Source organism: Nonomuraea sp. NPDC049141, assembly GCF_040648415.1.
Lineage (GTDB): Bacteria > Actinomycetota > Actinomycetes > Streptosporangiales > Streptosporangiaceae > Nonomuraea.
This window is the reverse complement of the sequence record NZ_JBEZDR010000017.1, coordinates 232,986-253,916: the sequence shown is the minus strand read 5'-3', so window position 1 is coordinate 253,916 and position 20,931 is coordinate 232,986. Positions and strand designations below refer to the sequence as shown.

18 protein-coding genes are annotated in these 20,931 nt (G+C 68.5%); 8 read left to right on the top strand and 10 right to left on the bottom strand.

What is annotated here, in order from left to right; all coding sequences use genetic code 11:
• The first annotated feature begins 147 nt into the window (after positions 1–147).
• On the top strand, positions 148–309 hold the full coding sequence (locus AB0B91_RS42535) for a hypothetical protein (protein WP_358332928.1): 162 nt from the start codon (positions 148–150) through the stop codon (positions 307–309).
• A 545-nt stretch (positions 310–854) separates the two neighbouring features.
• Here the strand turns inward: AB0B91_RS42535 and AB0B91_RS42530 are convergent.
• Together AB0B91_RS42530 and AB0B91_RS42525 are read right to left on the bottom strand one after the other, a co-directional pair.
• A complete protein-coding gene (locus AB0B91_RS42530; protein ID WP_358332926.1) occupies positions 855–986 on the bottom strand; it encodes a hypothetical protein in 132 nt (43 codons plus the stop codon).
• Between the two features lie 28 nt (positions 987–1,014).
• Entirely contained in the window at positions 1,015–1,578 is a 564-nt protein-coding gene (locus tag AB0B91_RS42525; RefSeq protein WP_358332923.1) for a DUF4232 domain-containing protein, read from the bottom strand.
• Between the two features lie 39 nt (positions 1,579–1,617).
• Here AB0B91_RS42525 and AB0B91_RS42520 point away from each other — a divergent pair, with 39 nt between their 5' ends.
• The 4 genes from AB0B91_RS42520 to AB0B91_RS42505 all read left to right on the top strand — a co-directional run bounded on the left by AB0B91_RS42520 (position 1,618) and on the right by AB0B91_RS42505 (position 4,117).
• The gene (locus AB0B91_RS42520; protein WP_358332905.1) at positions 1,618–1,836 is read left to right on the top strand and encodes a hypothetical protein; all 219 of its coding nucleotides are present in this window, start codon (positions 1,618–1,620) and stop codon (positions 1,834–1,836) included.
• Between the two features lie 68 nt (positions 1,837–1,904).
• On the top strand, positions 1,905–2,363 hold the full coding sequence (locus tag AB0B91_RS42515; protein WP_358332902.1) for a MarR family transcriptional regulator: 459 nt from the start codon (positions 1,905–1,907) through the stop codon (positions 2,361–2,363).
• A gap of 26 nt (positions 2,364–2,389) precedes the next feature.
• Positions 2,390–3,790: an MFS transporter gene (locus tag AB0B91_RS42510; protein ID WP_358332899.1), complete on the top strand. Its 1,401-nt coding sequence runs from the start codon at positions 2,390–2,392 to the stop codon at positions 3,788–3,790.
• A gap of 33 nt (positions 3,791–3,823) precedes the next feature.
• On the top strand, positions 3,824–4,117 hold the full coding sequence (locus tag AB0B91_RS42505) for a DUF1330 domain-containing protein (protein WP_358332896.1): 294 nt from the start codon (positions 3,824–3,826) through the stop codon (positions 4,115–4,117).
• A gap of 45 nt (positions 4,118–4,162) precedes the next feature.
• On the opposite strand, the gene AB0B91_RS42500 is transcribed toward AB0B91_RS42505, so the two are convergent.
• Positions 4,163–4,726 carry a class I SAM-dependent methyltransferase gene (locus AB0B91_RS42500; RefSeq protein WP_358332893.1) on the bottom strand — a complete coding sequence of 188 codons (564 nt, stop codon included), beginning with the start codon at positions 4,724–4,726 and terminating at the stop codon, positions 4,163–4,165.
• Positions 4,727–4,738: 12 nt separating this feature from the next.
• On the opposite strand from AB0B91_RS42500, the gene AB0B91_RS42495 reads away from it, so the two are divergent.
• A complete protein-coding gene (locus AB0B91_RS42495) occupies positions 4,739–5,275 on the top strand; it encodes an NUDIX domain-containing protein (protein WP_358332890.1) in 537 nt (178 codons plus the stop codon).
• Positions 5,276–5,428: 153 nt separating this feature from the next.
• Here AB0B91_RS42495 and AB0B91_RS42490 read toward each other — a convergent pair whose 3' ends face one another.
• The 7 genes from AB0B91_RS42490 to AB0B91_RS42460 form a co-directional block, all read right to left on the bottom strand.
• Positions 5,429–8,044 carry a hypothetical protein gene (locus tag AB0B91_RS42490; protein ID WP_358332888.1) on the bottom strand — a complete coding sequence of 872 codons (2,616 nt, stop codon included), beginning with the start codon at positions 8,042–8,044 and terminating at the stop codon, positions 5,429–5,431.
• Positions 8,041–9,879, bottom strand: coding sequence for an HSP90 family protein (locus AB0B91_RS42485; RefSeq protein WP_358332885.1), 1,839 nt, complete (start codon positions 9,877–9,879; stop codon positions 8,041–8,043). Before AB0B91_RS42485 ends, AB0B91_RS42490 begins: the two co-directional genes overlap by 4 nt.
• A gap of 113 nt (positions 9,880–9,992) precedes the next feature.
• Positions 9,993–10,727, bottom strand: a complete 735-nt coding sequence (locus AB0B91_RS42480; RefSeq protein WP_358332882.1) for a helix-turn-helix transcriptional regulator — start codon at positions 10,725–10,727, stop codon at positions 9,993–9,995.
• Positions 10,728–10,970: 243 nt separating this feature from the next.
• Positions 10,971–14,096, bottom strand: coding sequence for an amidohydrolase family protein (locus tag AB0B91_RS42475; RefSeq protein ID WP_358332879.1), 3,126 nt, complete (start codon positions 14,094–14,096; stop codon positions 10,971–10,973).
• 280 nt (positions 14,097–14,376) lie between these two features.
• The gene (locus AB0B91_RS42470) at positions 14,377–15,585 is read right to left on the bottom strand and encodes a cytochrome P450 (RefSeq protein ID WP_358332876.1); all 1,209 of its coding nucleotides are present in this window, start codon (positions 15,583–15,585) and stop codon (positions 14,377–14,379) included.
• A gap of 83 nt (positions 15,586–15,668) precedes the next feature.
• Positions 15,669–18,401, bottom strand: a complete 2,733-nt coding sequence (locus AB0B91_RS42465; protein WP_358332873.1) for a PQQ-binding-like beta-propeller repeat protein — start codon at positions 18,399–18,401, stop codon at positions 15,669–15,671.
• The gene (locus AB0B91_RS42460; RefSeq protein ID WP_358332870.1) at positions 18,359–19,138 is read right to left on the bottom strand and encodes a hypothetical protein; all 780 of its coding nucleotides are present in this window, start codon (positions 19,136–19,138) and stop codon (positions 18,359–18,361) included. The genes AB0B91_RS42465 and AB0B91_RS42460 overlap by 43 nt, the downstream gene beginning before the upstream one ends.
• A gap of 418 nt (positions 19,139–19,556) precedes the next feature.
• Between AB0B91_RS42460 and AB0B91_RS42455 the strand changes: the two genes are divergently transcribed.
• A complete protein-coding gene (locus AB0B91_RS42455) occupies positions 19,557–20,147 on the top strand; it encodes a matrixin family metalloprotease (RefSeq protein WP_358332867.1) in 591 nt (196 codons plus the stop codon).
• 10 nt (positions 20,148–20,157) lie between these two features.
• Positions 20,158–20,919: a hypothetical protein gene (locus tag AB0B91_RS42450; protein WP_358332864.1), complete on the top strand. Its 762-nt coding sequence runs from the start codon at positions 20,158–20,160 to the stop codon at positions 20,917–20,919.
• Positions 20,920–20,931 lie beyond the last annotated feature (12 nt).

Below are 20,931 nucleotides of genomic sequence, written 5' to 3'. Positions count from 1 at the left end.
GACCCAGAACCCACTCCCGCACACACTTACCGCTTAACCTGCAGAAACAGGATCACGCGAAGATCGATTCATACACCACGTCCGTGGACGTGACCGGGGAACATCAGGACCTGGTGGTGGTGCTGTCCGGGCTGGCGGTGACGCGATGTGCTGCCCGACCGCAAGGCGGCCACGTTGATCACGTGGTTACGTGAGCACCCCGGCGTCCAGGTCGTGTGCCGTGACGGCTCGGCCGCCTACGCCAAGGCCATCCGCAAGCACGCGCAGGTCCACACCCTCCTCGACCAGGGGCTCGAGCTGGGGGTTTAACACGGTCAAACGCTATGCCTGCGCCGCCTCGGCAGACGATCTCCTGCGCCCGCCCAAGTACGGCGCCACCCTGGTCGATCCCAACCGCAAGCACCTGCGACGCCGCCTTGCCGGAGAGCCCGGCGTGCCGGTCACGCATCTGCTGGCCGAGATCCGCGAGCGCGGCTACACCGGCAGCGCCAACCTGCTGGTGCGCTCCCTCAACCAAGGTCGCGCCGAGCCCGACCGCACCCCGCCGGCTGGTCTCCTGGATCATGAGCCGCTCCGACGACTTGCCACCTCATCGCCGCCGTCACCTGGAGGAGCTGATTCCCGCCTGCTCGCACCTGACGGCGCTGGCCTCGCGGGTGCGGGAGTTCGCCGCCATCCTCACACAGCGTCGCGGTCACGACCTTGACGACTGGATCAGCGCAGTACGCGCCGATGACCTGCCCGCCCTACACAGCTTCAGTCTCGGCCTGGACAGCCGTCATCGCCGGACTGACCCTGCCCTACGGCAACGGCCCCATGGAAGGCACCAACACCAAGGTCAAACTGCTGAAACGTCACATGTACGGGCGCGCCAGCTTCGCCCTGCTGCGGCAGTGGATCTCGACGTCAACGGACGCCGACGCCTTGCTGCTGCGGACGGTGGTCGAGCCGCGCCAGCTCACGTCGGAGCCGACCGTTCCGGCCACCGGCGGAGTGTCGGTGATGCGCCCACGTTCAAGGGCTACTCGCCGGTCCCCAAGCGGTAATGCCCAGGAGGCCAGTCGAGCCGAGGTCGAAGTGGCCGGGGATGCGGTGGCCGCCGACCACGAGGGTGGTGCCGAGCGCGGGTGGGTGATTGGTGCCACCGTACGTGTTGCGCCACACCAGGGCGAAGCGGGCGGAGCGGCCCGGGCGGAGGGTCACGGTTCTCGAGCCGGGATCCCTGACCGCGGTAGTGATCTGTCGGGCACCTCTGTCGATCTCGATGTCGAGTGGCTCGCCGGCCTCGTCCAAGAGGCGGACACGGGGGTAGCCGTGGACGCTGCGTACCTTGTCGCCGCAGTTGGTGAGGGTCACGGTCTGGACACGGAGCCCCATGGCGGCGTTCGGCTCCTCGGCGGTCAATGACGTTCCCGAGCCGGGGCAGGAGAGCGAGGGGGAGGGGGACGACAACGTCGGCCGCGGTGCAGTCGTGGCGTGGTGCGGGCTGGCCGGCGCGGCGACTGGCCCGTCCACGCCGCAGCCGGCGAGGCAGAGCGCAAGAAGGGAGAACGCTCGGACGGCGGACATGACGGTCATCGACCCCATATTGCCGGACCACCGAGGAAGGACCGCCAGGTGGGACGGGCGAGCCAGTGGCGGGCCGGGGTCCAGGTGGTCGCGATCGACATGTGCAACGTGTTCAAAGCCGCGGTGCGCGACTCGCTGCCGCACGTCAGCACGTGGTGGCCGCAGATCCTCGCCGCGATCACGACCGGCGTCACCAACGCCGCCTCCGAAGGGATCAACAGGGCGATCAACCCCGACGCCGTTCATCTTTACGCGAACGCGTTGTAAGTCACGTATCGCCGAACCCTGATCGGGAGATACATAAAGAGTTCATATAAAACTGCTATGCTTCAGGCGTGACTCGCCGAGACGCCGCGCACGGCGCTTCCGATGCCATCGGGTCAGCCCTCTACGGTCTGGCCACCAGGGCCGTGAGACGCCTTCCCCGCGACATGAGCCTGACGTCCGCCGCCACCTTGGCCACCCTGGACAAGACCGGCCCGCGACGGATCACCGATCTGGCGGTGGCCGAGGGCGTCACCCAGCCCGCGATGACCGTCCTGGTCCGGGTGATGGAGGAATCCGGGCTGGTCGAGCGGAAGGGCGATCCGTCCGACAAGCGGGTCACGCTGGTGTGCCTGACCGAGGCCGGCGCGTCGTACGTCCGGACGCGACGCCAGGCGGGCGTCGACGCGTACGCGCGGTTGATCGACGAACTCACCGGTGACGAGGTCGAGGCCTTGGCAGCAGCCCTTCCGGCGCTGCTGCATCTGGCGGAGCTCGAAAGCCACGCCCGAGAGGAGTCGGACCGGTGACCGCGGCCCAGGCTCATGACCAGCCCATGAGCACTGCCCTGATACGTTCCGAGGCACGTCTGCTGGTCCCCGCCCTGATGTTCATCGCCCTGGTCGTGGCGGCGGTCGCCAGCCTCGGGACGCCGCTCATCACCAGCGTGGCGACCACGTTCCACGTCTCCCTCGACAGCGCGCAGTGGACGCTGACCATCGCCCTGCTCAGCGGCGCCGTCACCACACCCGTCCTCGGCCGGCTCGGAGCCGGTCCGCACCGGCGGGCCACGATTCTCGCCACGCTGGCGATCGTCGTCGTCGGCAGCGCGCTCACCGTGCTGCCGCTGCCGTTCGCCTGGCTGCTCGTGGGCAGAGCGGCCCAAGGCGTCGGACTCGGTCTCACGGCGCTGATGATGGGCGTGGCCCGCGACCATCTTCCCGAGGAGCGCAGCGCGGCCACGATCGCCCTGATCTCAGTGGTCTCCATCATCGGAGCCGGCGTCGGCTACCCGCTGGCCGCGCTGCTCGCCGAGTTCGGCGGACTGCGGGCCGCCTACGGCTTCGGCCTGCTCGTCACCGCCATCGCCTTCGTGACCGCGTGGCGCTCCATGCCCGCAGCTCCCGAAGGCCGCTCCGCTCACGTGAACGTGGCCGGTGCGCTCGTCCTGGCGGGTGGACTGCTCCTCGTCCTGTTCCTGGCCGGCGAGAGGAGCCTGTGGAGCCGACACCTCGCCGTGGCGGTGACCCTTGCCGTCGCCGCCGTACTCCTGCTCTGCGTCTGGACCGTTTCCGAACTGCGAACCAAGACGCCCCTGGTCGACGTCCGGGCGGTACGGCACCCGGCGGTCGCCGGGGCGAACATCGCCATGTTCGTCGGCGGGAGCGGCATGTACCTCCTGCTCACGCTCATCACCCGCTACGCGCAGACGCCGCACAGCGCCGGCTACGGCTTCGGACTGACCACCTTCGTGGCGGGGCTGGTCCTCATCCCGTTCTCCGTGCTGGGGTTCGTCGCCGGCAAGCTCACACCGCGGGTCCGCGAACGGATCGACGGCCCCCTGCTGCTGGCCGGCAGCGCCGCCATCGTCGGCGGCGGGTTCGTCCTGTTCGCCACCGCCCGGTCCAACCTGGCCGAACTGCTCGCGGCCATGGGCGTGCTGGGCTTCGGCGTCGGCAGCTTCTCGGCCGCCATGCCCGGCGTCATCCTGGCCGTCACCCCCAAGAGCGAGACGTCGAGCGCCATGAGCTTCAACTACGTCGTCCGCAGCGTCGGGTACTCCCTGGGCAGCGCCCTCGGCGGCCTGATCCTCGCCGCGGGCACCGGCGCCGGCCACCTCTTCCCCGACGACAGCGCCTACACCACCGCGGCGCTGGTCGGCATCGGCGCCATGGCGATCACGACGCTGACAAGCCTCGCCCTCGCCCGCCGACGCTCGTCCGAGACCAACCCGTAAGTCAGATGCACTCATCCCAACACTGGAGGTTCCATGCCCAAGGGCTACTGGGTCAGCGCCTACCGCACCATTTCGGACCCCGAGAAGCTGGCTGCCTACAACAAACTGGCTGGTCCAGCCGTCAGGGCCGCGGGCGGTCGGACCTTCGCCCGCGACGGCCGGGTCGTCGCACACGACGCCGGAATCGCCGAGCGCACCATCCTGATCGAGTTCGACAGCTTCGAACAGGCGGTCGCCGCACATGCGAGTGCGGCCTACCAGGAGGCGCTGGCCGCACTTGCTGACGGCGTCGAGCGCGACTTCCGCATCATCGAAGGCCTCGACTGACGATCGAGGCTGCGTCGGCGACGAACACGAAGCCGACTGCGGGGATCACCCCGGCTCGTCAGCGCGCCGCACCGTCGCGAACAGCGTCAGGCCAGTGGCATCGGCGGTGATGTCCAGTCCGGCGACGGTTCCCGGCGGCGCGGCGGCACGGACGTCGGCCTCGATGTCGGCGGGGGTGCGTTCGACGAGGTTCCAGCGGCCGATGTGGGTCATCAGGGCGGCGTAGGGGTTCGGGGTCGCGATGTTGGAGAAGTCGAACGTGCCTCCGGGGCGGCACAGGCGGGACAGAGTGGTGCGGATCAGGGCTCGGGCGAAGCGTTCTTCGAGGTAGTCGAAGAGGCCTCCGGCCAGGACCAGGTCGAAGGGGCCGTGGTCGGCGGCCAGGTGGGCGGCGGTGCGCAGGACGTTGCCGGGGGCCGCGGCGGTCTGGGCGCGGGTCGCGGGCGGCAGGTGTGTGAGGGCGTACTGGAGGGCGTCGGAGTCGACGTCGTTGAGTGCGTCTGGGAGGCAGGGCTGATGAGGCGTGCGGGCTCTTCGCCACCCTGGTGCCGTACGACTGAGCTGTGGAGTGACTTCCCGATCATGCGAGTTGGTGTCCACACCCTCCATATGATCGTTTCCATGTACAAGATGATCTCTCGGTCATCAGCTCGGGTGCTGCTGATCGACCGCACTGGTCGGATTCTGCTCTACCGCGGCCTGTTGCTGCAGGTGAAGGACCCTTCCTACGCGTGGTTCACGCCGGGAGGTGCCATCGATCCCGGAGAGACCCCGCAGCAAGCGGCTGCCAGGGAACTACGGGAGGAGCTTGGTCATGTTGTGGCCCCCGAGGCTCTCGGAGCGGTCGTGGCAACGAGCGCGGGAACGTGGTCCATGCACGGTGAGGTCTTTTCCGGGCAGGACTCCTACTTCGTGCTGCGCGTGCACGGTTTGCGGGTGGATACCTCCGGGATGGACGAGGAAGAACGCGCGGTGACCGACCGTTTCCACTGGTGGACGTCGTCCGAGCTCGCCTCGGCGACCGAACCGGTCGTGCCGCTGGGACTCGCTCCCTTGATGGATCGTTTGATCGGTGGAGAACACCTGGCCGAGCCGGTTGTCTTGCCATGGCACTTGAGGGACGACCAGCCTTCCCCACCAGCACTGGAGAGCCCCTGACCCGCGCTGATGCGGGCCAGGGGCTCTCTTCGCGTGTCCGGTGATCTACGGCTGACGCCGGGCCGCTACGGGTGATCGTGCGAAATGCCGGGCGGTGCGCGCCTCGGCCTTGGCGCTGACCTTGGGCGCGATCACCCTCATCGTGCCCGCACGCTAGTCGACGTCGTCGTACTCGTCGAAGCGGTCCGTGATCATCTGCTCGAGCTGCTCCTGGGTCTCCGCGAGCTCGGCCAGCACCTCCTCGGACGGGCTGTGCTCGGCCAGCTCTACCAGTTCGGCGAGGACCGCACGCATCTCGGCCACGCCGGGCCGTTCCGCATCCTGGTGCTCCTCGGAATCGGGCTCGCCCATGTAGCGCAGCAACCAGGCCGCCGACCGAAGACAGCGTACGCGCGGGGTGAGTTGGCCGAGTTCGGTCCAGAGCGCGGCCGCCCGCTGATAGGCGGCCAGCGCTTCTGCGGTCTGTCCGGAATACTGGAGTGCTTCGGCGGCGGACCAGGCCAGTTCGGCATGCATGGCTCGTTGGTCCGGATCATTCTGGACCAGCTCCGCACCTTGGAGAAACTGCTCAGCGGCCTCGCGGTGGCGGCCCAGCTCGCGCAGTGATGCGGCGTATTGTCCCCGGGTCATCGCGATGACCGGTGCGTCGTAAGGGATCTCCACCCTCGGGATCACGTCCTCGAACAGTGCCACTGCTTCGCCATGCCTCTCAAGACGGTGATAGGCGCGCGCCGCCGTGAACGTGTTGTGCAGGGTGTCGGGTTCGGACAGGCCATCCCAGCGGGCGGCCGCGGTCAGTGCCGCGCCGACCAGGTCGTGTTCACGGCCGGGCTGTCTCGAGATGGCCTCGACGAGCAGGGAGCTCAGCTGGGCGGTCTGGTCGTGCGGGACGAGATCGGCGCCGTACGTGATCGCCTTCGACGCGAACTCTTCGGCCGCCTTCGGATCGTCGCTCCCGAGGGCGAGCTCGCCGAGCAGGGAGGCGGGATTCGTGGCGCGCCATGGCTGCCCGGCTTCGAGATAAGCCGTCACGGCGGCTTGCAGATGGGCACGCGCGCCGTCCGCATCGCCGAGCGGGAAGGAGATCCGGGCCAGCATGTCGTGATACATGGCCATGCGCTCGGTCACCGCGAGCTCCACTGCCACGGCGAGTTCGGCCTCCAGCAGCGCATGGGTGGCCTTGAGCTCGGCCTCGGCCGGGTTCTCCTGCTGCCCCAGCGCTGCCATTGCCATGATGGGACCGGCTCTTCGCACGGTCAGGTATTCGCCCGAGGTGAGCTTTCCGGCCGCGTACGCGCTTTCCGCCTGCGCCGTGACGCTTTCCGCCAATGCCTCGCCTCCGGTCTGATCCTTGGTCTGGAAGCACGCCAGGGCCGCGGCGGCGCGGGCTTCCAGAGCCTTGGCAGTGTCGGCGAGCCGGTCGAAGCTCTCGGCGACGGCCAGCAGCGCGTCGTAGGCCGCGCCGGGGTCCGAGTCCAGCAGGGAGAGCGCTTTGGCGTACTCGATCTCCGCGACAACGATCCCGGGCAGCGGCAGCTCACTGGCCGCGACTCGTTCCCACGCTCTTTCGGCGTGGGGATGACGAGTCTCGGACAGGCGCCGCGCTTCTGCGACCAGGTCGTCGAGCCTCGAATCGGTGCCTTTCGGCGGGATCGGTACGGCACGACCGGCCGGCTGCGGCAGCGTCGCCGGGACGCCGAGCGGCAGCCGATCCGCCAACGGCTCCTGGGCGAGGCGCTTGGCGACGCGCTCGCTGAAGACGCTGCTGCCGTTGCGCGCGTCATAGCGGGCGCACAGCTCGCTGATCTCCTGTTCCAACTCGGCGAGAGTCGCCTCGAGAGTCAGGTCGCCGATCCGGATGCCGCCATGGCCCAGCATGGCCAGGCGGCGGAGCAGTACGACGACACCGCTCACGAAGCCGACCCGCTGCGAGACGTCCTCGTGCTGCTTCATGAGCCAGGACGCGTGCTCGTTCAGGATCTCCAGGCCACGCGCCTCGTTGCCGGTCAGGGCGCAGAACTCGATGTGGTGGCCGACCGACTCGCGCAGGCTGACATTGTGGCGGACCAGCGAGTATCCCCTGAGGAAGGCGCTGCGAGCGTCCTCGGTTCGTCCGGTGCGCAGCAGGGGGAGCAGTGCCTTGGCCAGGACCCTGTGCGGCTCCTCCGAACATGACCGCTCGCCGTCGATCAGCGGCGCCCAGTAGTCCAAGGCCCCCGCGTCATCACCCGCTGTGACGCGCCACGTGCCCCAGTCGTTGCCCTCGCAGGCGTCGCAGTCGGCCATCTGGTCGCGTGGAGCGGAGATCGACGACTCCATCGCCGCCGCTGCCGCCTCGTCGTCGCCGAGGTGCTGCGCCAGCAGCGAACGCAGGCTGAGCACCGGGCGCGGGCTGTGTCCGCGCTGCCGATAGCGGTTCTGCAGCTCGTCGAGCCAGCGGTGGATGGTCGCCAGCGGTACGGCCGGGTTGAGGACGAGGTAGTAGCTCATCCACTTGAGCTGCCAGTGGATGCGATGACTGAACGTGCCCACCTCGGCTGGGAAGTCGTCGTGAATCTGCAGGAGCCGTCCGAACGCGACCGGCATGCGGTCACCTTCGGCGCCGTCCTCGTAGGCCTGGATGAGGGTGAGCAGCACCTCGGCTTCCAGCGACCGGTCCTCGACCGCCTTGGCCGCGGTGGCGAGCAGTTCCAGGCGTTCGGCCTTCTGGTGTCCGCGCGGCAGCGCGTAGGTCTGACGCAGGGCGTCGCGGATCTCGGCGACGTTCATGCTTTGCCATCCTGTTCAGTGGATTCGGTCACGTTCTGGGCGGCCCAGCCGAGCAGCTCGTCGAAGGCGCGGTTGAGCAGTGCTGTGTCGACCGACCGCAGGGGCCGATGCGTCATCAGCAGCGCTTGGCCGTACAGCGCCTCGACGGCGGTGACCAGCAGTGCGGGATCGTTGATCGTCGCAATCCGGCGGACCACCGGGCTGCGGTGGTTGAGTACGAGTTGCGCGCGAGGCTCAGTGGACTTGAGCGCGCCCAGGATCTCGGCCCACAGGTCGTCCGCGTCGGCGGCGACCTCCGCGCGGGTTCGTTCGTTGCGTGCCTCGCGGGAGTCCAGATGCAGGGCGGACACCGACGCCGGAAAGAACGCACGAAGGATCACATCGCAGCCCAGCGGGTCAAGCGTGGAGCGTGCCATCGCCATGAACCCGGCCATGGCCAGCTCATTCGCGCTGTCAACCAGGTCGAGCGCGGCGGTGACCACGTCCGAACCGAGCTCCTCGACCACCACCCCCGGCATGACATCAGGGAGCAGCGCGACCAGCTCGCTGTCGTAGGTGTAACCCCCGTTGACGACCGCCATGCCGTGGGCGGCCGCGATCGTCGCGATCTGCCGGAACTCCTCAACCGTGGGCGTGATCCGAACCACGGGGTATTTCCTGGCAACCTCGGCAAACGTGACTTGACCGTCGGTCGTCTCCAACGTGAGATACGGCAGCATGATCCGGAACAGCTCGGCGTCATGCCTGGCCATCGCCTTCACCCCGAGGCTGTGCACAGCGAGGAACGCGGCCAGGCGCTGCGGCTCCTGCGCGGCCAGCCCGGTGAGCCAGTCCCGCAGCCGGACACCCAGCGCCTCGCGGACCGCGACCAGCGTCTCATCCTCGTACAGACCTTCACGCGATGCGGTCGGGCGCAGCGTGTCCGTATCGATCACGCAGCGGACGAAGAACGCCCATTCAGGGAGTAGGCCGGTGGTCGCGTCGTTGAGCAACATGCCCTTCAGGTAGACGCGGTGGCGGCCAGTGTCGGCCGGATTCGCCGGCTGCGGCAGCACGTAGGCGGCGCCCCTGATCCCGGCCAGCTCCACGTCGAGTTCGACGACGTCGAGCGCGGTGAAGCCGAGCGCGCGCTCGCCGTACTCGATCAGCGCGGCCCGGCGTGCGGCGGCCGAATCGTAGGAGCGGTCCCACACCGGCGGGCTGTCCGTGGTGCGGATCGTCCGCCCACTCGTGTCGACTGTCACCTCGTATGGCAGCAGCGAACCGAAGTCGCGGGCAAGGTCGGTGACCACGTCCGGGGCGAACCACCGTTCGGCTCCCGCTCGTGGCGTCAGGCAAACGGTCGTTCCGGGAACGGCGCGCTCATCCGGCGCAAGCCGCCGGACCGAATACGTCCCGTCGGACGCGGCCAGCCACTCAATGCCCGGCGCATCCGGGACGGCCGCAGAACGGCTGATCACCTGGATCCGCTCGGCGACGGTGAAGCAGGCCAGGAGGCCGATACCGAACTGGCCGAGGAACTCGCGGCGAGCCCCTTCCAGGTCGTCGCGCTTCGATGACCGGCCGATGGTCGCGAGGAAACGATGGACGTCCGCCTCCGTCAAGCCGATGCCCGGATCATCGATCCGCAGCCCCGCCTCGTTCAAAGTGATCCGGATGGCGGTGGATGCCGTCGGGTCGATCCGCTGCCGCGCTGTCACCGCGTCGACCGCGTTCTGCAGCAGCTCTCTCAGGTAGACGCGTGGACTGGAATAAAGATGGTGGGACAGGAGGTCAACAAGTCCTCGCAGGTCAACCTGAAAGGAATGGGCATTTCCCGATTCTTTGTCAAACATGCGGGAGATCGTAGCGTCAAGCAATGACATTGCACTGATCAATTTTGGCTGCGAGCTCGAACACCGTCAACGACCGGGCCTGACAGCCGCGAACTCGGCACTGGTAGGCCAGGTCAGCTCATCGGACGGCGTTTCCACTGGGCGGTCAGCTCGATCAGGCTGCCGCATCCCGTCTTCTTGACGATGCAGGTGAGGTGTTTCTCGACCGTGCTCTCGCTGACGTTCAGCCGCCGCGCGATGTGCGTGTAGCCCAGCCCGAGCACCACGAGCTCGGCCACGTCGCGCTCAGCTGAGGTGAGATCCCGTATGGGGGCCGGTACGAGGTTCGCGTCGAAGTACGGGCTCAGCAACGGGCCCAGCGTGGCCGCCATCAGCAGGTCCCTCGGCTCGATGGCGTGCCGGTCACCGTCGAACGGCACCCCCAGCGTGCTGACCGCGCCCGTGGCCGGGGACCTGACGACGATCTTCAGCATGTCGTCGATGCCGTTGCGGCGCAGGAATATGTCGGCGAAGTCGCGCTCCGGCTCGGTCGCCCGCAGGCGGAGCTGTCCAAGGGTCGCCACACCGCGGCGGGTCAGACAGGTGACCCCTTCGCGCGAGGCGAACGGATTGTTCAAGCGCCAGCGCTCGGCGTATTCCTCCACGAAGTCCGGCCGGAACATGGTGAGGTACTGCTCCTCGCCACCGCTTCCCAGCGCCAGATACGCGGGGTTCTCGGCCACGAACGCGTCGATCCACCCGAGATGTACGGCCAAAGCCTCGGCCAGCACCGGATAGAGCTCCCCCTTCCGAGCCCCGGCGACTTGCTCCAGCACCTTGATGAGCCTTCGGTATTCCAGCTGTTCCACGGATCCGCCATCGCACTTGTTGATCGCTTCGGGGGCAGCCGATGTGGTGGGCTGCGGCGTTCTCGCCTGGTCAAGGATTCCGTAATGGGCGGCCGTTCATCCATTACTTGACCAAGGAATTCGCTTCAAAGTCCCATGTCCCACGGCACCCTCGGTCACAAGTGATGGCGTATCCGGCAAATGCCTCAATCGGCGGCCACCGCGCTTCGCCGCGAGAAGGGTCTTCGTCGCTGACCAGCGAGCTCAGTGGTCGTGGCAGCAGGAAGTTCGGGCTCCCTCGAGCTGAGCAGGGTCGTTCCACCAGTGGCTCGCTGTGCTCGGGTGGACGGGGACGCGGTTCTTGACCTTGCCGGAAGGCACGGCGGCCGCGGGTGTCGCCTGGTCGGTGGTAGTGGAGGACGGGTAAGGCGCGAGGAGCTGCTCAACGGTGTGGTGTCTCCCGCCGACGACGACGGCGGTGACGTTGGCGGCGTCCTCGATGCGGGACAGCGGGTCGCCGTCGATGATGGCCAGGTCGGCGTACATGCCCTTGGCGATCCTGCCCAGCGGGAGGCCGAGGTAGGCCCCGGACGTGCTGGTCGCGGCGGTGAGTGTTTCCCGCGGGGTCAGGCCGTACTTGACCATGGCGCGCAGGTTCATGTGCAGGCTGATCCCCAGGTGATCGATCGGTGCGTCGGTGCCGGCGGTGACCACGCCGCCGCCGCGGATCATCGCCGTGAGCTGCGCGACTTGGTTGGCGAGGTTGGTCCGGATCACCTGGACCGCCGTCGGGTCGGCGGTCTGCGCCGTGGTGACCGTCGCCTGGAGCTGCGCCATCCGCCAGTTCGGGTAGAGCCGGCGGACTCGTTCGTCGGTGACCAGCGAGGTGTCGTCCCTGTAGAGGGTCGAGGAGTTGAACAGGGTGGGGGTTCTGGCCATCTTCGAGGCGTTGAACATGGAGATGACGTCCGAGTAGGCGGAGCCGACGTTCGTGACGGTCCGTGAGTAGCCGAACCGGTTGGTGGCGCCGACGTGCTCGGTCTGGTCGCCGCCCATGGCGATCGCCGGATAGTGGTAATGCGAGCTGACCGGCTTGCCTTGGCGGTGGGCCCAGTCGATGACCTCCCTGTGCCAGACGACCGGCAGCCGCACGTAGCACTTCATCATGTCGTAGTCGAGGGCGGCGGCCCGCTGCAGTTCGAGCCGCAGTTGATCGTGGGAGTACGTCGGGCGCATGAAGTTGTAGTAGATGCGCGCCCCGTCGATGGCCTCGCCAGTGCCCAGGTAGCGCGGTGCGAGGCGGGCGCCGGACTGCACTGATTCGCGCTCCTCGACCATGTGGTAGGCGGGTGAGCCTGGTGAGCGCGTCGTGGTGACGCCCAGGGCGAGCCACAACGGACCCTGTCGCGATCCGTAGGCGTAGCCCTGCATTTCACGGTGATGGTGGATGTCGATCAGGCCAGGCATGACGAACCTGTCGCGGGCGTCGATCCGGGCGCCGGGCCTTCCGTCCCGGTGCGGCTCGATCGCGGCGATGCGCTGGCCTCGTACGATGATGTCGACGTCGCGGACGACGCTGTTGGAGACGCCGTCCCACATGCGGCCGGCGTGAATGACGACCTGATCGGGGCCGGTGTCGTTGCGCCAGGTCAGCCGCATCGGAATCGACCGGGCGGACTTGCCGTCGAGGCGCACGCTCTTGAGACGTCCCTCGTTCAGGTAGAGGAGGGTGGCTGAGCCGCCTGCCCAAACAGGGGCGTCGGAGACCTCCCGGGTGACCTGACGGGCGTTGCCGGTGGGTCGTCCGGTCTTGTCGACGGGCAGGACCCACAGGAGCGATTCCATGGCGAAGGCGAGCATGGTGCCGTCAGGTGACCAGACAGGCCCGTCGTCACCACGGGTCTGCAAGGAGCGGTGTGGCGCGGGGTCGATGTACGTGCCGGCACCCGTGGCCCGGTCGACGAGCAGGATTTTGGACAGTCCCTCACGGTAGCGTCGTGAGTACGGCACCACCGCGGCCAGCGCAAGGGTTTTGCCGTCGGGTGACCAGGTCGGGCGGCCTGGTTCGAAGGTGGCGTCGAAGATCTTCTGGAGGTCGCCGGTGGAGACGTCCGCAACCCACAGGGCGCCGTCCTGGTTCAGGTAGGCGATCTCCCTGCCGTTGGGCGACCACCGGACCGACAGAGCGGCGGAGTCGGTCAGATGGGTCACCTGCCGGTCGGCGCCCGTGCTCAGGTCGCGGACCCAGATATTGAGGGTGCCGGTGCGGTCGGTGACGAATGCCAGTTGCCGCCCGTCCGGGGAGAAATCCGGGTCGGCTTTCCACCAGCGGTCGCGGAAAAGCGGTTCCGGCGTGCCGCCGACGCGCATCAGATAGATGTCGTTGAGCGCGCGGAAGGCGATGGCGGACCCGTCCGGGGACACGGCCGGGCTGCCGATTCCGACGACGGGGAATGACCCGGGCTCGTCGAATACGCGGACCCGCTTCTTGTACTTCGGAGTCGTCGTCGTCAGCGCGGCGCTGAAGCCGACTGTGCCGACCGACGCGGAGTTGAGGCGGCGGACCTTGATGGTGCCCGCGGAGGTGTAGTAATAGCGTCCGTCCGGGGCGAACCGGGCACGGAACGGGAAGACCTCCTCGCCGGTGACGAGGGTGCCCGCGGTGCCGGCCAGATCATTGGCGCCCGAGTGGAAGAGGTGGTAGGCGAGGTCGGTGCCGTTCGGCAGCCAGGACGGCTGGTGAATGACCTGACCGGCGGCTACCGTGACCGCGGTGCCGCGCGTGCCGGTGGCGACCTCGATGACGTCGATCCTGGTGTCGGCGACGACGAACGCGACCTTGCTCCCATCGGGTGACCAGGCCGGCTCGTACTCCTCGGCGGAGCTGTCGGTCAGGACGCGGCTCGCTCCGGTGGCGACGTCGAGCAGGTGGATCCCGTAGCTGCCTCCCGCATCGGAGGAGTAGGCGATGGTCCGCCCGTCCGGGCTGTAGCGGGGCTCTCGATGATCGAACGGCCCGGTGGTCAACTGCTTGATCGCGGACCCGTCGGGCCGGATCGTCCACAGGTTGAAGACACCGTCGCGGTATGACTGGAACACGATGGTGGATCCGTCCGGGGACCAGTCAGGCTGGGCGATGTCGTACAGATCGCTGGTGAGCCTCCTGGCGGTGCCCCCGGAGGCGGAGCAGACCCACAGGACGCCGAGCAGGTCGAGGGCGAGCAGGCGGCCGTCGGGCGAGGGCGCGACGGCGAAGTCGGTGCCGGAGGCGACGGATGTCTTACCGGTGTTCCCCGCTGCGTCGGCCCTCGCCGGTGAGGCCGGGGTGAGCAAGGCGGCGAGGGCGGCGCCGCCGCCCGCCAGGACGGCCCGGCGCGACGGGCGGGACATCGATCCGGAGGTGGAGGTGCTGGGGGGAACCGGTGAGTGAGACATCGGGGACTTTCGCTCCACTATTCACGCATGGTCAGACGGCTGAACGTGATGACGCGCGATCCATGGTCCGAGGCGGGCTGATGTGCTCATTGAGGAAGTAAGTGCCTAGGAATGTGCATACGTTGGTCAAAAGAATTGGTCAAGAGGAGCCGGTGGGGTGACGGTCAGGGCGGGGCCGCTTCCCGACAGGCGCGACAGGCCGGAGGTCTTGATGAGGCCCTGTGCGTAGGCGGCGCTACCAGGCAACAGGCAGCGCGTGCAGCCCGAAGAACGGGGCGTCGTCGGCGAAGGGCAACTCCTCGAACCCGATCGCCAGCCGCAGCGTCGGTATCCGGGTCAGCAGCGTGCCGAAGGCGATCTGCAGCTCAGCGCGGGCGAGGTTGCGGCCGATGCATTGGTGCACCCCGTGGCCGAAAGCGACATGGTGGTGGGCGGACCGGCGGATGTCGAACTCGTCGGGGTTCTCGAACGCCCGCGCATCACGGTTGGCGGATGCGGCCAGCACCGTCAAACGATCACCGGCGCGGATCCGCGCGGAGCCGATATCCATGTCGTCGGCCGCGATCCGGTCGAAGCTGACCCAGTCCTGCACCGAGTGGAAGCGCAGCAGCTCCTCGACCGCGCCCGGCAGCAGGCTCGAGTCGGCGCGTAACGCGGCAAGCTGCGCCGGGTGCCGCAGCAGCGTGAGTACGCCCAGCGAGATCGTGTTCGCCGGAGAGTCGTAGCCCGCGAGCAGCAGGAGAAAACCGATGTTGATCAGCTCGTCCGTGGTCAGCTCGCCGGTGGGCAGGTGTCTGGCGGCCAACCGCCGGATCATTCCGTTGTGCGGTTCACGCTCTGCGCTGCGGATGAGTTCCCGCAAATAGCCGCGAACGTCGCTGGACGCCTGGGCCGCCACACTCGGGTCCATACTCGTTACCGACAACATCCGCAGCCGTGACTCGAAGAACTCGTGGTCGCCGGCCGGGATACCGAACAACTCGCAGAGGACTCGTGACGGAACCCGCCGTGCGTACAGGCCGACGAGGTCGGCGGGCGCCCCGGCTTCCAGCAACTCGTCGATGGCTGTATCGGCGATTCGCTGGAGGGCCGGCCGCATGGCGTCCATCGGACGGGCGCCGAGCTCTGAGATCAGCAACCGCCGGAACCGGTTGTGCTCCGGTGGATCCATATCGACGAAGAAGCCGTCGTCGGGGCGATCGTCGTCGGGTCCGCGAGGCCGTTCAGGGCGTCCGGTGTTCGAGCTGATCCTCGGGTCACTGAGGATCTGCCGCGCCTCGGCATAGCGGGTGACCGCCCAGACCGGTGCGCCGTTGGGCAGGGTGGCTCGGACGACCGGCGCGGTGGCACGCATCCGCTGATACTCGTCCGGCGGTGCGAGCGGGCAGGTCCGCACCATCGGAAAGGTCGGCGTGGGGGTTATGTCGTGCTCGGATGTGCTCATTGGTAGCGCCGATGCTAAATCTGCAGTCCGAAAATTACCAGTGGTGGCATTTTCCGTATTTGTCATGCATAATCCCCTACGCCCTAAGGGCCTGCCGTGCGCCATGCGTAGATGTTTCCGTTGGAGCTGCCGATGTACACGAAGCCGTCTGCCACGACGGGGTCGGTTTCGACGGTGCCACCGGTCCGGAACCTCGATCGCGCCGTGCCGGTGGCGGGGTCGAGGGCGTACAGGGTTCCCTCGCGGTCGGAGACGTAGATCGCTCCATCCGCTGCCACGGGGCCGGTGTCGCGGCCGCCGGGCAGCGGGAGGCGCCAGCGCATCTTGCCCGTGGCGGTGTCGAGCGCATACAGCGTACGGTCGCGGCCGACGGTGTACACGAGTCCGCCCACCACCGTGGCGCTCCACTTGAACATGGGCTGGTCGCCCTTGGCCTGGAAATCCCACAGGGGCGCGCCGGTCGCGGCGTCCAGCGCGTGCGTGGTGCCCTCGTCGTCGCCCACGTACACGGTCCTGCCGGCCACCACCGGACGGAAGGAGATGGTGCCGGTGATCCGTGACCTCCATCGGACCTCCCCCGAGACGACGTCCAGGGCGGTCACGTCGCCGTTGCCGCTCGTGGCGTAGACGGTCGTGCCGGCCCGTAGCAGGAGGATGCGGTCGTGTTCCGCGCCGAGTCGGTAGCGCCGTTTCTCGGTTCCGGTGGTGGGGGCCAGGGCGTACATCACGCCGTGGTCGCTGCCGGTGAGGACGACGTCGCCGGCCAGCACGGGCTCGGGGGTCAGCACGTCGCCGGCCGGCTCGAAGCTCCACAACTGCTTGCCGGAGGCGGGGTCGAGCGCGACGAGTTCGGCCTTTGACGACCAGGCGGGGTGCCTCGTCCAGAGGTAGAGGCGGCCCGCCGCGACCACGAGGTCACCGAACGCGGTGATCTTGCGGTCCCATCTCGGGCGGCCGGTGCCCGTGTCCAGCGCCACCAGCCTGCCGGTGCTGCCGGCCGCGTACACGGTGCCGTGCGCCACCACGTGGTCGTCCTCCACGGAGCCGTCCGTCCGGTAGCGCCACCGCACCGCGCCGGTGGCGGCGTCCAGCGCGGACACCGTGCCGTCGCCGCTGGTGGCGTAGACGACGCCGCCGGTCACCACCTGCTTGGTCCGCACGGCCGCGTCGGTCGGGAAACTCCATCCGCGTTCGCGCACGGGAGCGGGAGCGCGAACACCCGGCGCGTACCGGGCGAGCAGATGGTCGCGCAGCAGCGGAGAGAGGAGCCGCACCGCCTGCCGTGATGACGAGGTCAGCCGGACGATGACGGGGCCCACGTTGATGATCGTCGCGCCGTAGAAGCCGTTCGTCTCGGCCACGGTGTAGGACAGGAAGCCCGGGGCCTCGGTGGTGGGATCGATGTCGCCGGTCTCTTCGACGGCGGCGGCCTCGGCGGTGTACAGCTTGCGCGCGCTCGCGTCCGACGACGACACCCATTCCACGGACAGGGAGACGACGGCGCCGTCGTCGGCCGGCGGTATCCAGTCGCATTTCGCCGCGCCGTCCGTTGCCGGGGCCGGGCGGTAGCCATCCGCGAAGGCCGCCAGGTCGCGGCCGGTCAGCAGGCCGCAGGCGTCCGGCCAGGCGGTCTTTGGGCGGGTGGTCCCGTAGCTCAGCCTGTACGCGGTGAGCCGCTCGTCCCCGGGGACGTCGCTGAACACGAAAGCCATGTCCCTGCTCGCCCCGGCAAGGGAGACCAGGTGGGCGGGCAGGTCGATCGGGAGCCCGCCGAGCCGTCCGGTGCCGGGGTCCACGGAGATCACGTAGGCGGGCAGCGGCCAGGTGGAGTCCCGCAGGGCACGGCCCTGGTCGTTCGCCACGGTGGAGGAGCCGGTGTACAGGGGCGGGTTCCAGCGGTCCGGATCCGTGACCTTGACGGCTTGCGAGCCGGTGTACAGCAGGCGGCCGTCGGGCCCGAAGAAGAAGTCGTCCTCGCCCGCCCTGGCGTGCACGTACCCTTCGGCGTTGGCCGTGAGCCCGATCGGCGGGCCTCCGTCCTCCGGGGAGGACGACGACGGCAGCAGACGTGTCCATCCCTGCCGCAGGGTCCGCGGATCCATCGAGGCCAGCCGCAGCTCGTTCCCCTGGCAGTAGCTGAGCAGCCACACCGTTCGGGCCGTCGCGGCGCCGGTCAGCCGGCAGCTTCGCGGGTAAGTCACCCTGGCGGTGGTCGTTCCGGTCCGCGCGTCGAGGGCCTGGATGTCGAGGGGGTCGTCTGGCTGCTCGAACACCAGGATGCCGTGCTCGGTCGCCATGATCCGTGGGCCGTGGTACGAGCCGGTGTCACCCAGCCGGGGCTGACGGAGCGCGGTGATGACCGTGCGCCGCCACAGCGGCGCGCCCGTGGCCAGGTCGTGGCCGTACAGGGTCTGCTCGGCGCCGTCCGGCTCTCCTCTGGCGACAACGAGCGTGTCACCCGCGATCCAGACGCCGGTGATGGGCGCGGGTTGGGCCGGGTCGGCGGGGACGGTGCGCTGGAGCGCGCCCGTGCGCGGGTCGTGGATCCGTACGGTGCCCTGCCGCGTCGCCACGGTGACCGCCCGGGCGGACACGGCGTGGCCCGGGGCCCCCAGGAACTCGACGCCGTTCTCGGCATCCGCGGGCACCGACCACAACGCGCGCCACTCGACGGGTACGCGGGGAAGCCTCGTGACGTTGTCCCGGGAGACGGCCGAGCAGATCGCCAGGATGACCACGAGCAGGATGGCGGCTGACCGGTGGCCGCGCGCGGTCAGCACTTCCCGGCCTTGGCGAGCTTCCTTTCGATCGCGCACGCGCCGCTCCTGGAGATCGGCTGCCAGCCGCGGAGCGGAGAGATCGTGTAGTAGGCGTGGTAGGTGCTGGAGGTACCGGTCACCCGGAACGGGGTCCTGTCCGGCCCCTGGATCGTCAGCTGCTCGGTCCGGTCCCCCGCGAGCACGGTGATCAGGAGATCGAAGGCGTAGTAGGCGGCCGTGCCCGTGACCCTCATGGATAGCGTGACTCGTTCGTCCCGTTTGAGGTCAATCTGCTTCTTCCTGAAGTACGAGGTGTGTGGGTCTTCGGGAGTGGTGAAGCGGGGTGCGGGTTTGTCGAGGTCGGCGGAGAGCTCGATGGTGGCGGCCTCTCCTCCGGAGGTGTAGATGAACAGCGCGCCGTCCGAGACGGGCTTGCGGTCGAGGACACGCGGCTGGATGTCGACGATGCGCAGGCTGCTGCGATTGCCGACGAGGACGACGGTGAGGTCGGCGGTCTCGAGCGAGGCACGGTCGTGGCGCGCCATGACCGTGTCGCGTTGCGAGCCGGACGCGCTGCCCAGCAGGATCGCCCGGTCCGCGGGGTCGGTCACCGCTTCCCTCAGGGTGGTGTCCTGCGCGGCGTAGTCGACGGCCACGTGGCCGACCTTGATCGGGGGCTCGCCGCTGATGCTGTCTACGGTGTCGGAGCCGCGTGTGTTGAACCAGGTGGCGAACACGACCCCGACGGCCGCGACGATCACGGCGCTGACAATTCCCGCCAGCCACGTCCGCATGGCTTTCCATCCTCCGGCCTCCTCGGTACGGGGGGCGGATGCGGCACGCCTTTTCTGGCGCGCTCTGGCCATGGGACGTCCCTTTCGCCGACGGTGCAATGACAGCTGACATATAGCTGATGGGACGGTCGCGTGGCCGCGCTGGTGACGAATTCAGTCTGGGAGTTTCTCCATTCCATCGGGTGAATCAGGTCCGCAAGATTACCGGTAAATAGCTGTTTGGCCGATAAATGCCTGAAGGGCGATCGAGACCGGACAGCTCGCTCCGGACGAGGAGCCGCGGAGGACGAGCGCCGCCGTGCCGGCAACGATCTTCCGCTCCGCCCTCGTGCTGACTCGGCGACCTGACGCCAGTTTGATCGTCGCGTGATTTGCGGGCAGGATATCCGGACGTCCGTTTACCCTTATTTGGGATCACATGTCTTACAGAACGTTACTGCCAGCGCTCGCCCTCGCGGCGGCGGTCACCATGACGGCCGCTCCCGCCGTCGCCAACGGGTTCGGCTCGGGGAACGGCTGCTGCCCCTTCGCCGACAACTCCAAGCATTGGTACACCTCCGAGACGCTGGAGACGCGCACCAAGAGCGCGGCCAAGGCCGCCATGCTGAAGCTGGACTCCCAGACCGACATGACCGTGGCCTACGACAGCACCCCAGACCCGAGCACCGATGTCGAGGCGTTCGACCGCTACTACGTCGACTACTGGGACCTGGACTGGGACGGCTCCAGCACCGGCTACAACCTCTTCGCCTACTCGAAATGCGTGAAGAGCATCCCGCCGGCCGACAGCACCCAGGCCTGGCGCTGCGACCAGTACGAGGTCCGCTACGACCTGAAGGACATCGACTGGATGAGCACCACCCAGCGGCAGGCGCTGGCCTGCCACGAGATCGGGCACACGATCGGCCTCGACCACTCGACGGAGTCCGGCTCCTGCCTGCGCACCGGCTCGCACACCGTCACCAAGTACGGCACGCATGACGTCGCCCACATCAACGGCCGTTACTAGGAGACCGGCGATGAGACACCTCAAGCTCCTCACTGCCGCCGTCGCTTTCGCCGCCCTCGGAGGCTGCGCCCAGGCGCCGGCCGCGAAGCCGGCACCGGTCTCCTTCTGGTCTCAGCTCCATGCCGAGAGCGGGACCGGCCAGTACCTCTTCGACTCCCTCGACGACATCACCCCGGGTGCCAGGCCGTCCGGCGCGTTCCGCCCGGCCACCGCGCTCGTCGAGGGCACGGTCGTCGGCGTGGAGCCGGGCATCGCCTACGCCTCGGGCGACGACTCGGTCACGCCGCGGGTCGTGCCCTACGACAGCGAGGAGGCGGCGATCCGCTGGGCCAGCGTGGTCATCAAGGTCGACAAGGTCCATGCGGGCAAGCTCGGCCGCGGCTTCGCCTCGGGCCAGATCCGGCTCAGGTTCGAGCAGCCCACCGGTACGACGCTCGACGGGCTCCGCGCGTCCCTCGGCACGGCCGGGCACGGCATGTTCTACGTCGACAGCGCCCTCAACCGAGCCAGGCGGCAGCCCGTATCACCGGCGGCCCAGGCATATCAGGCGGCCGTCCAGCTCCCGATCGGCCAGGGCGTGTTCATCGAGGAGAAGCCCGGCACGCCGCTGATCGCCCCGCTGACCGACAGCGAGCGTGCCGCCCAGCTCCTCGGTGGCGGCACGCAGCCGAGAAGCGCGGTGGCAGGCGCTACGACGCTGGCCCAGCTCCGTGTCCGCGCCCAGCGGTCAGCTTGCGAGACAGGCACGGCGACAGACCAGTCCGTCTGCTGACCCGCTTCCAGG

Excerpts from the sequence above, each read along its gene's own strand:
- AB0B91_RS42525 (WP_358332923.1), bottom strand. The coding sequence starts at position 1,578 with ATGACCGTCATGTCCGCCGTCCGAGCGTTCTCCCTTCTTGCGCTCTGC.
- AB0B91_RS42510 (WP_358332899.1), top strand. The coding sequence starts at position 2,390 with ATGAGCACTGCCCTGATACGTTCCGAGGCACGTCTGCTGGTCCCCGCC.
- AB0B91_RS42505 (WP_358332896.1), top strand. The coding sequence starts at position 3,824 with ATGCCCAAGGGCTACTGGGTCAGCGCCTACCGCACCATTTCGGACCCC.
- AB0B91_RS42500 (WP_358332893.1), bottom strand. The coding sequence starts at position 4,726 with ATGGAGGGTGTGGACACCAACTCGCATGATCGGGAAGTCACTCCACAG.
- AB0B91_RS42495 (WP_358332890.1), top strand. The coding sequence starts at position 4,739 with ATGTACAAGATGATCTCTCGGTCATCAGCTCGGGTGCTGCTGATCGAC.
- AB0B91_RS42490 (WP_358332888.1), bottom strand. The coding sequence starts at position 8,044 with ATGAACGTCGCCGAGATCCGCGACGCCCTGCGTCAGACCTACGCGCTG.
- AB0B91_RS42485 (WP_358332885.1), bottom strand. The coding sequence starts at position 9,879 with ATGTTTGACAAAGAATCGGGAAATGCCCATTCCTTTCAGGTTGACCTG.
- AB0B91_RS42475 (WP_358332879.1), bottom strand. The coding sequence starts at position 14,096 with ATGTCCCGCCCGTCGCGCCGGGCCGTCCTGGCGGGCGGCGGCGCCGCC.
- AB0B91_RS42470 (WP_358332876.1), bottom strand. The coding sequence starts at position 15,585 with ATGAGCACATCCGAGCACGACATAACCCCCACGCCGACCTTTCCGATG.
- AB0B91_RS42460 (WP_358332870.1), bottom strand. The coding sequence starts at position 19,138 with ATGCGGACGTGGCTGGCGGGAATTGTCAGCGCCGTGATCGTCGCGGCC.
- AB0B91_RS42455 (WP_358332867.1), top strand. The coding sequence starts at position 19,557 with ATGTCTTACAGAACGTTACTGCCAGCGCTCGCCCTCGCGGCGGCGGTC.
- AB0B91_RS42450 (WP_358332864.1), top strand. The coding sequence starts at position 20,158 with ATGAGACACCTCAAGCTCCTCACTGCCGCCGTCGCTTTCGCCGCCCTC.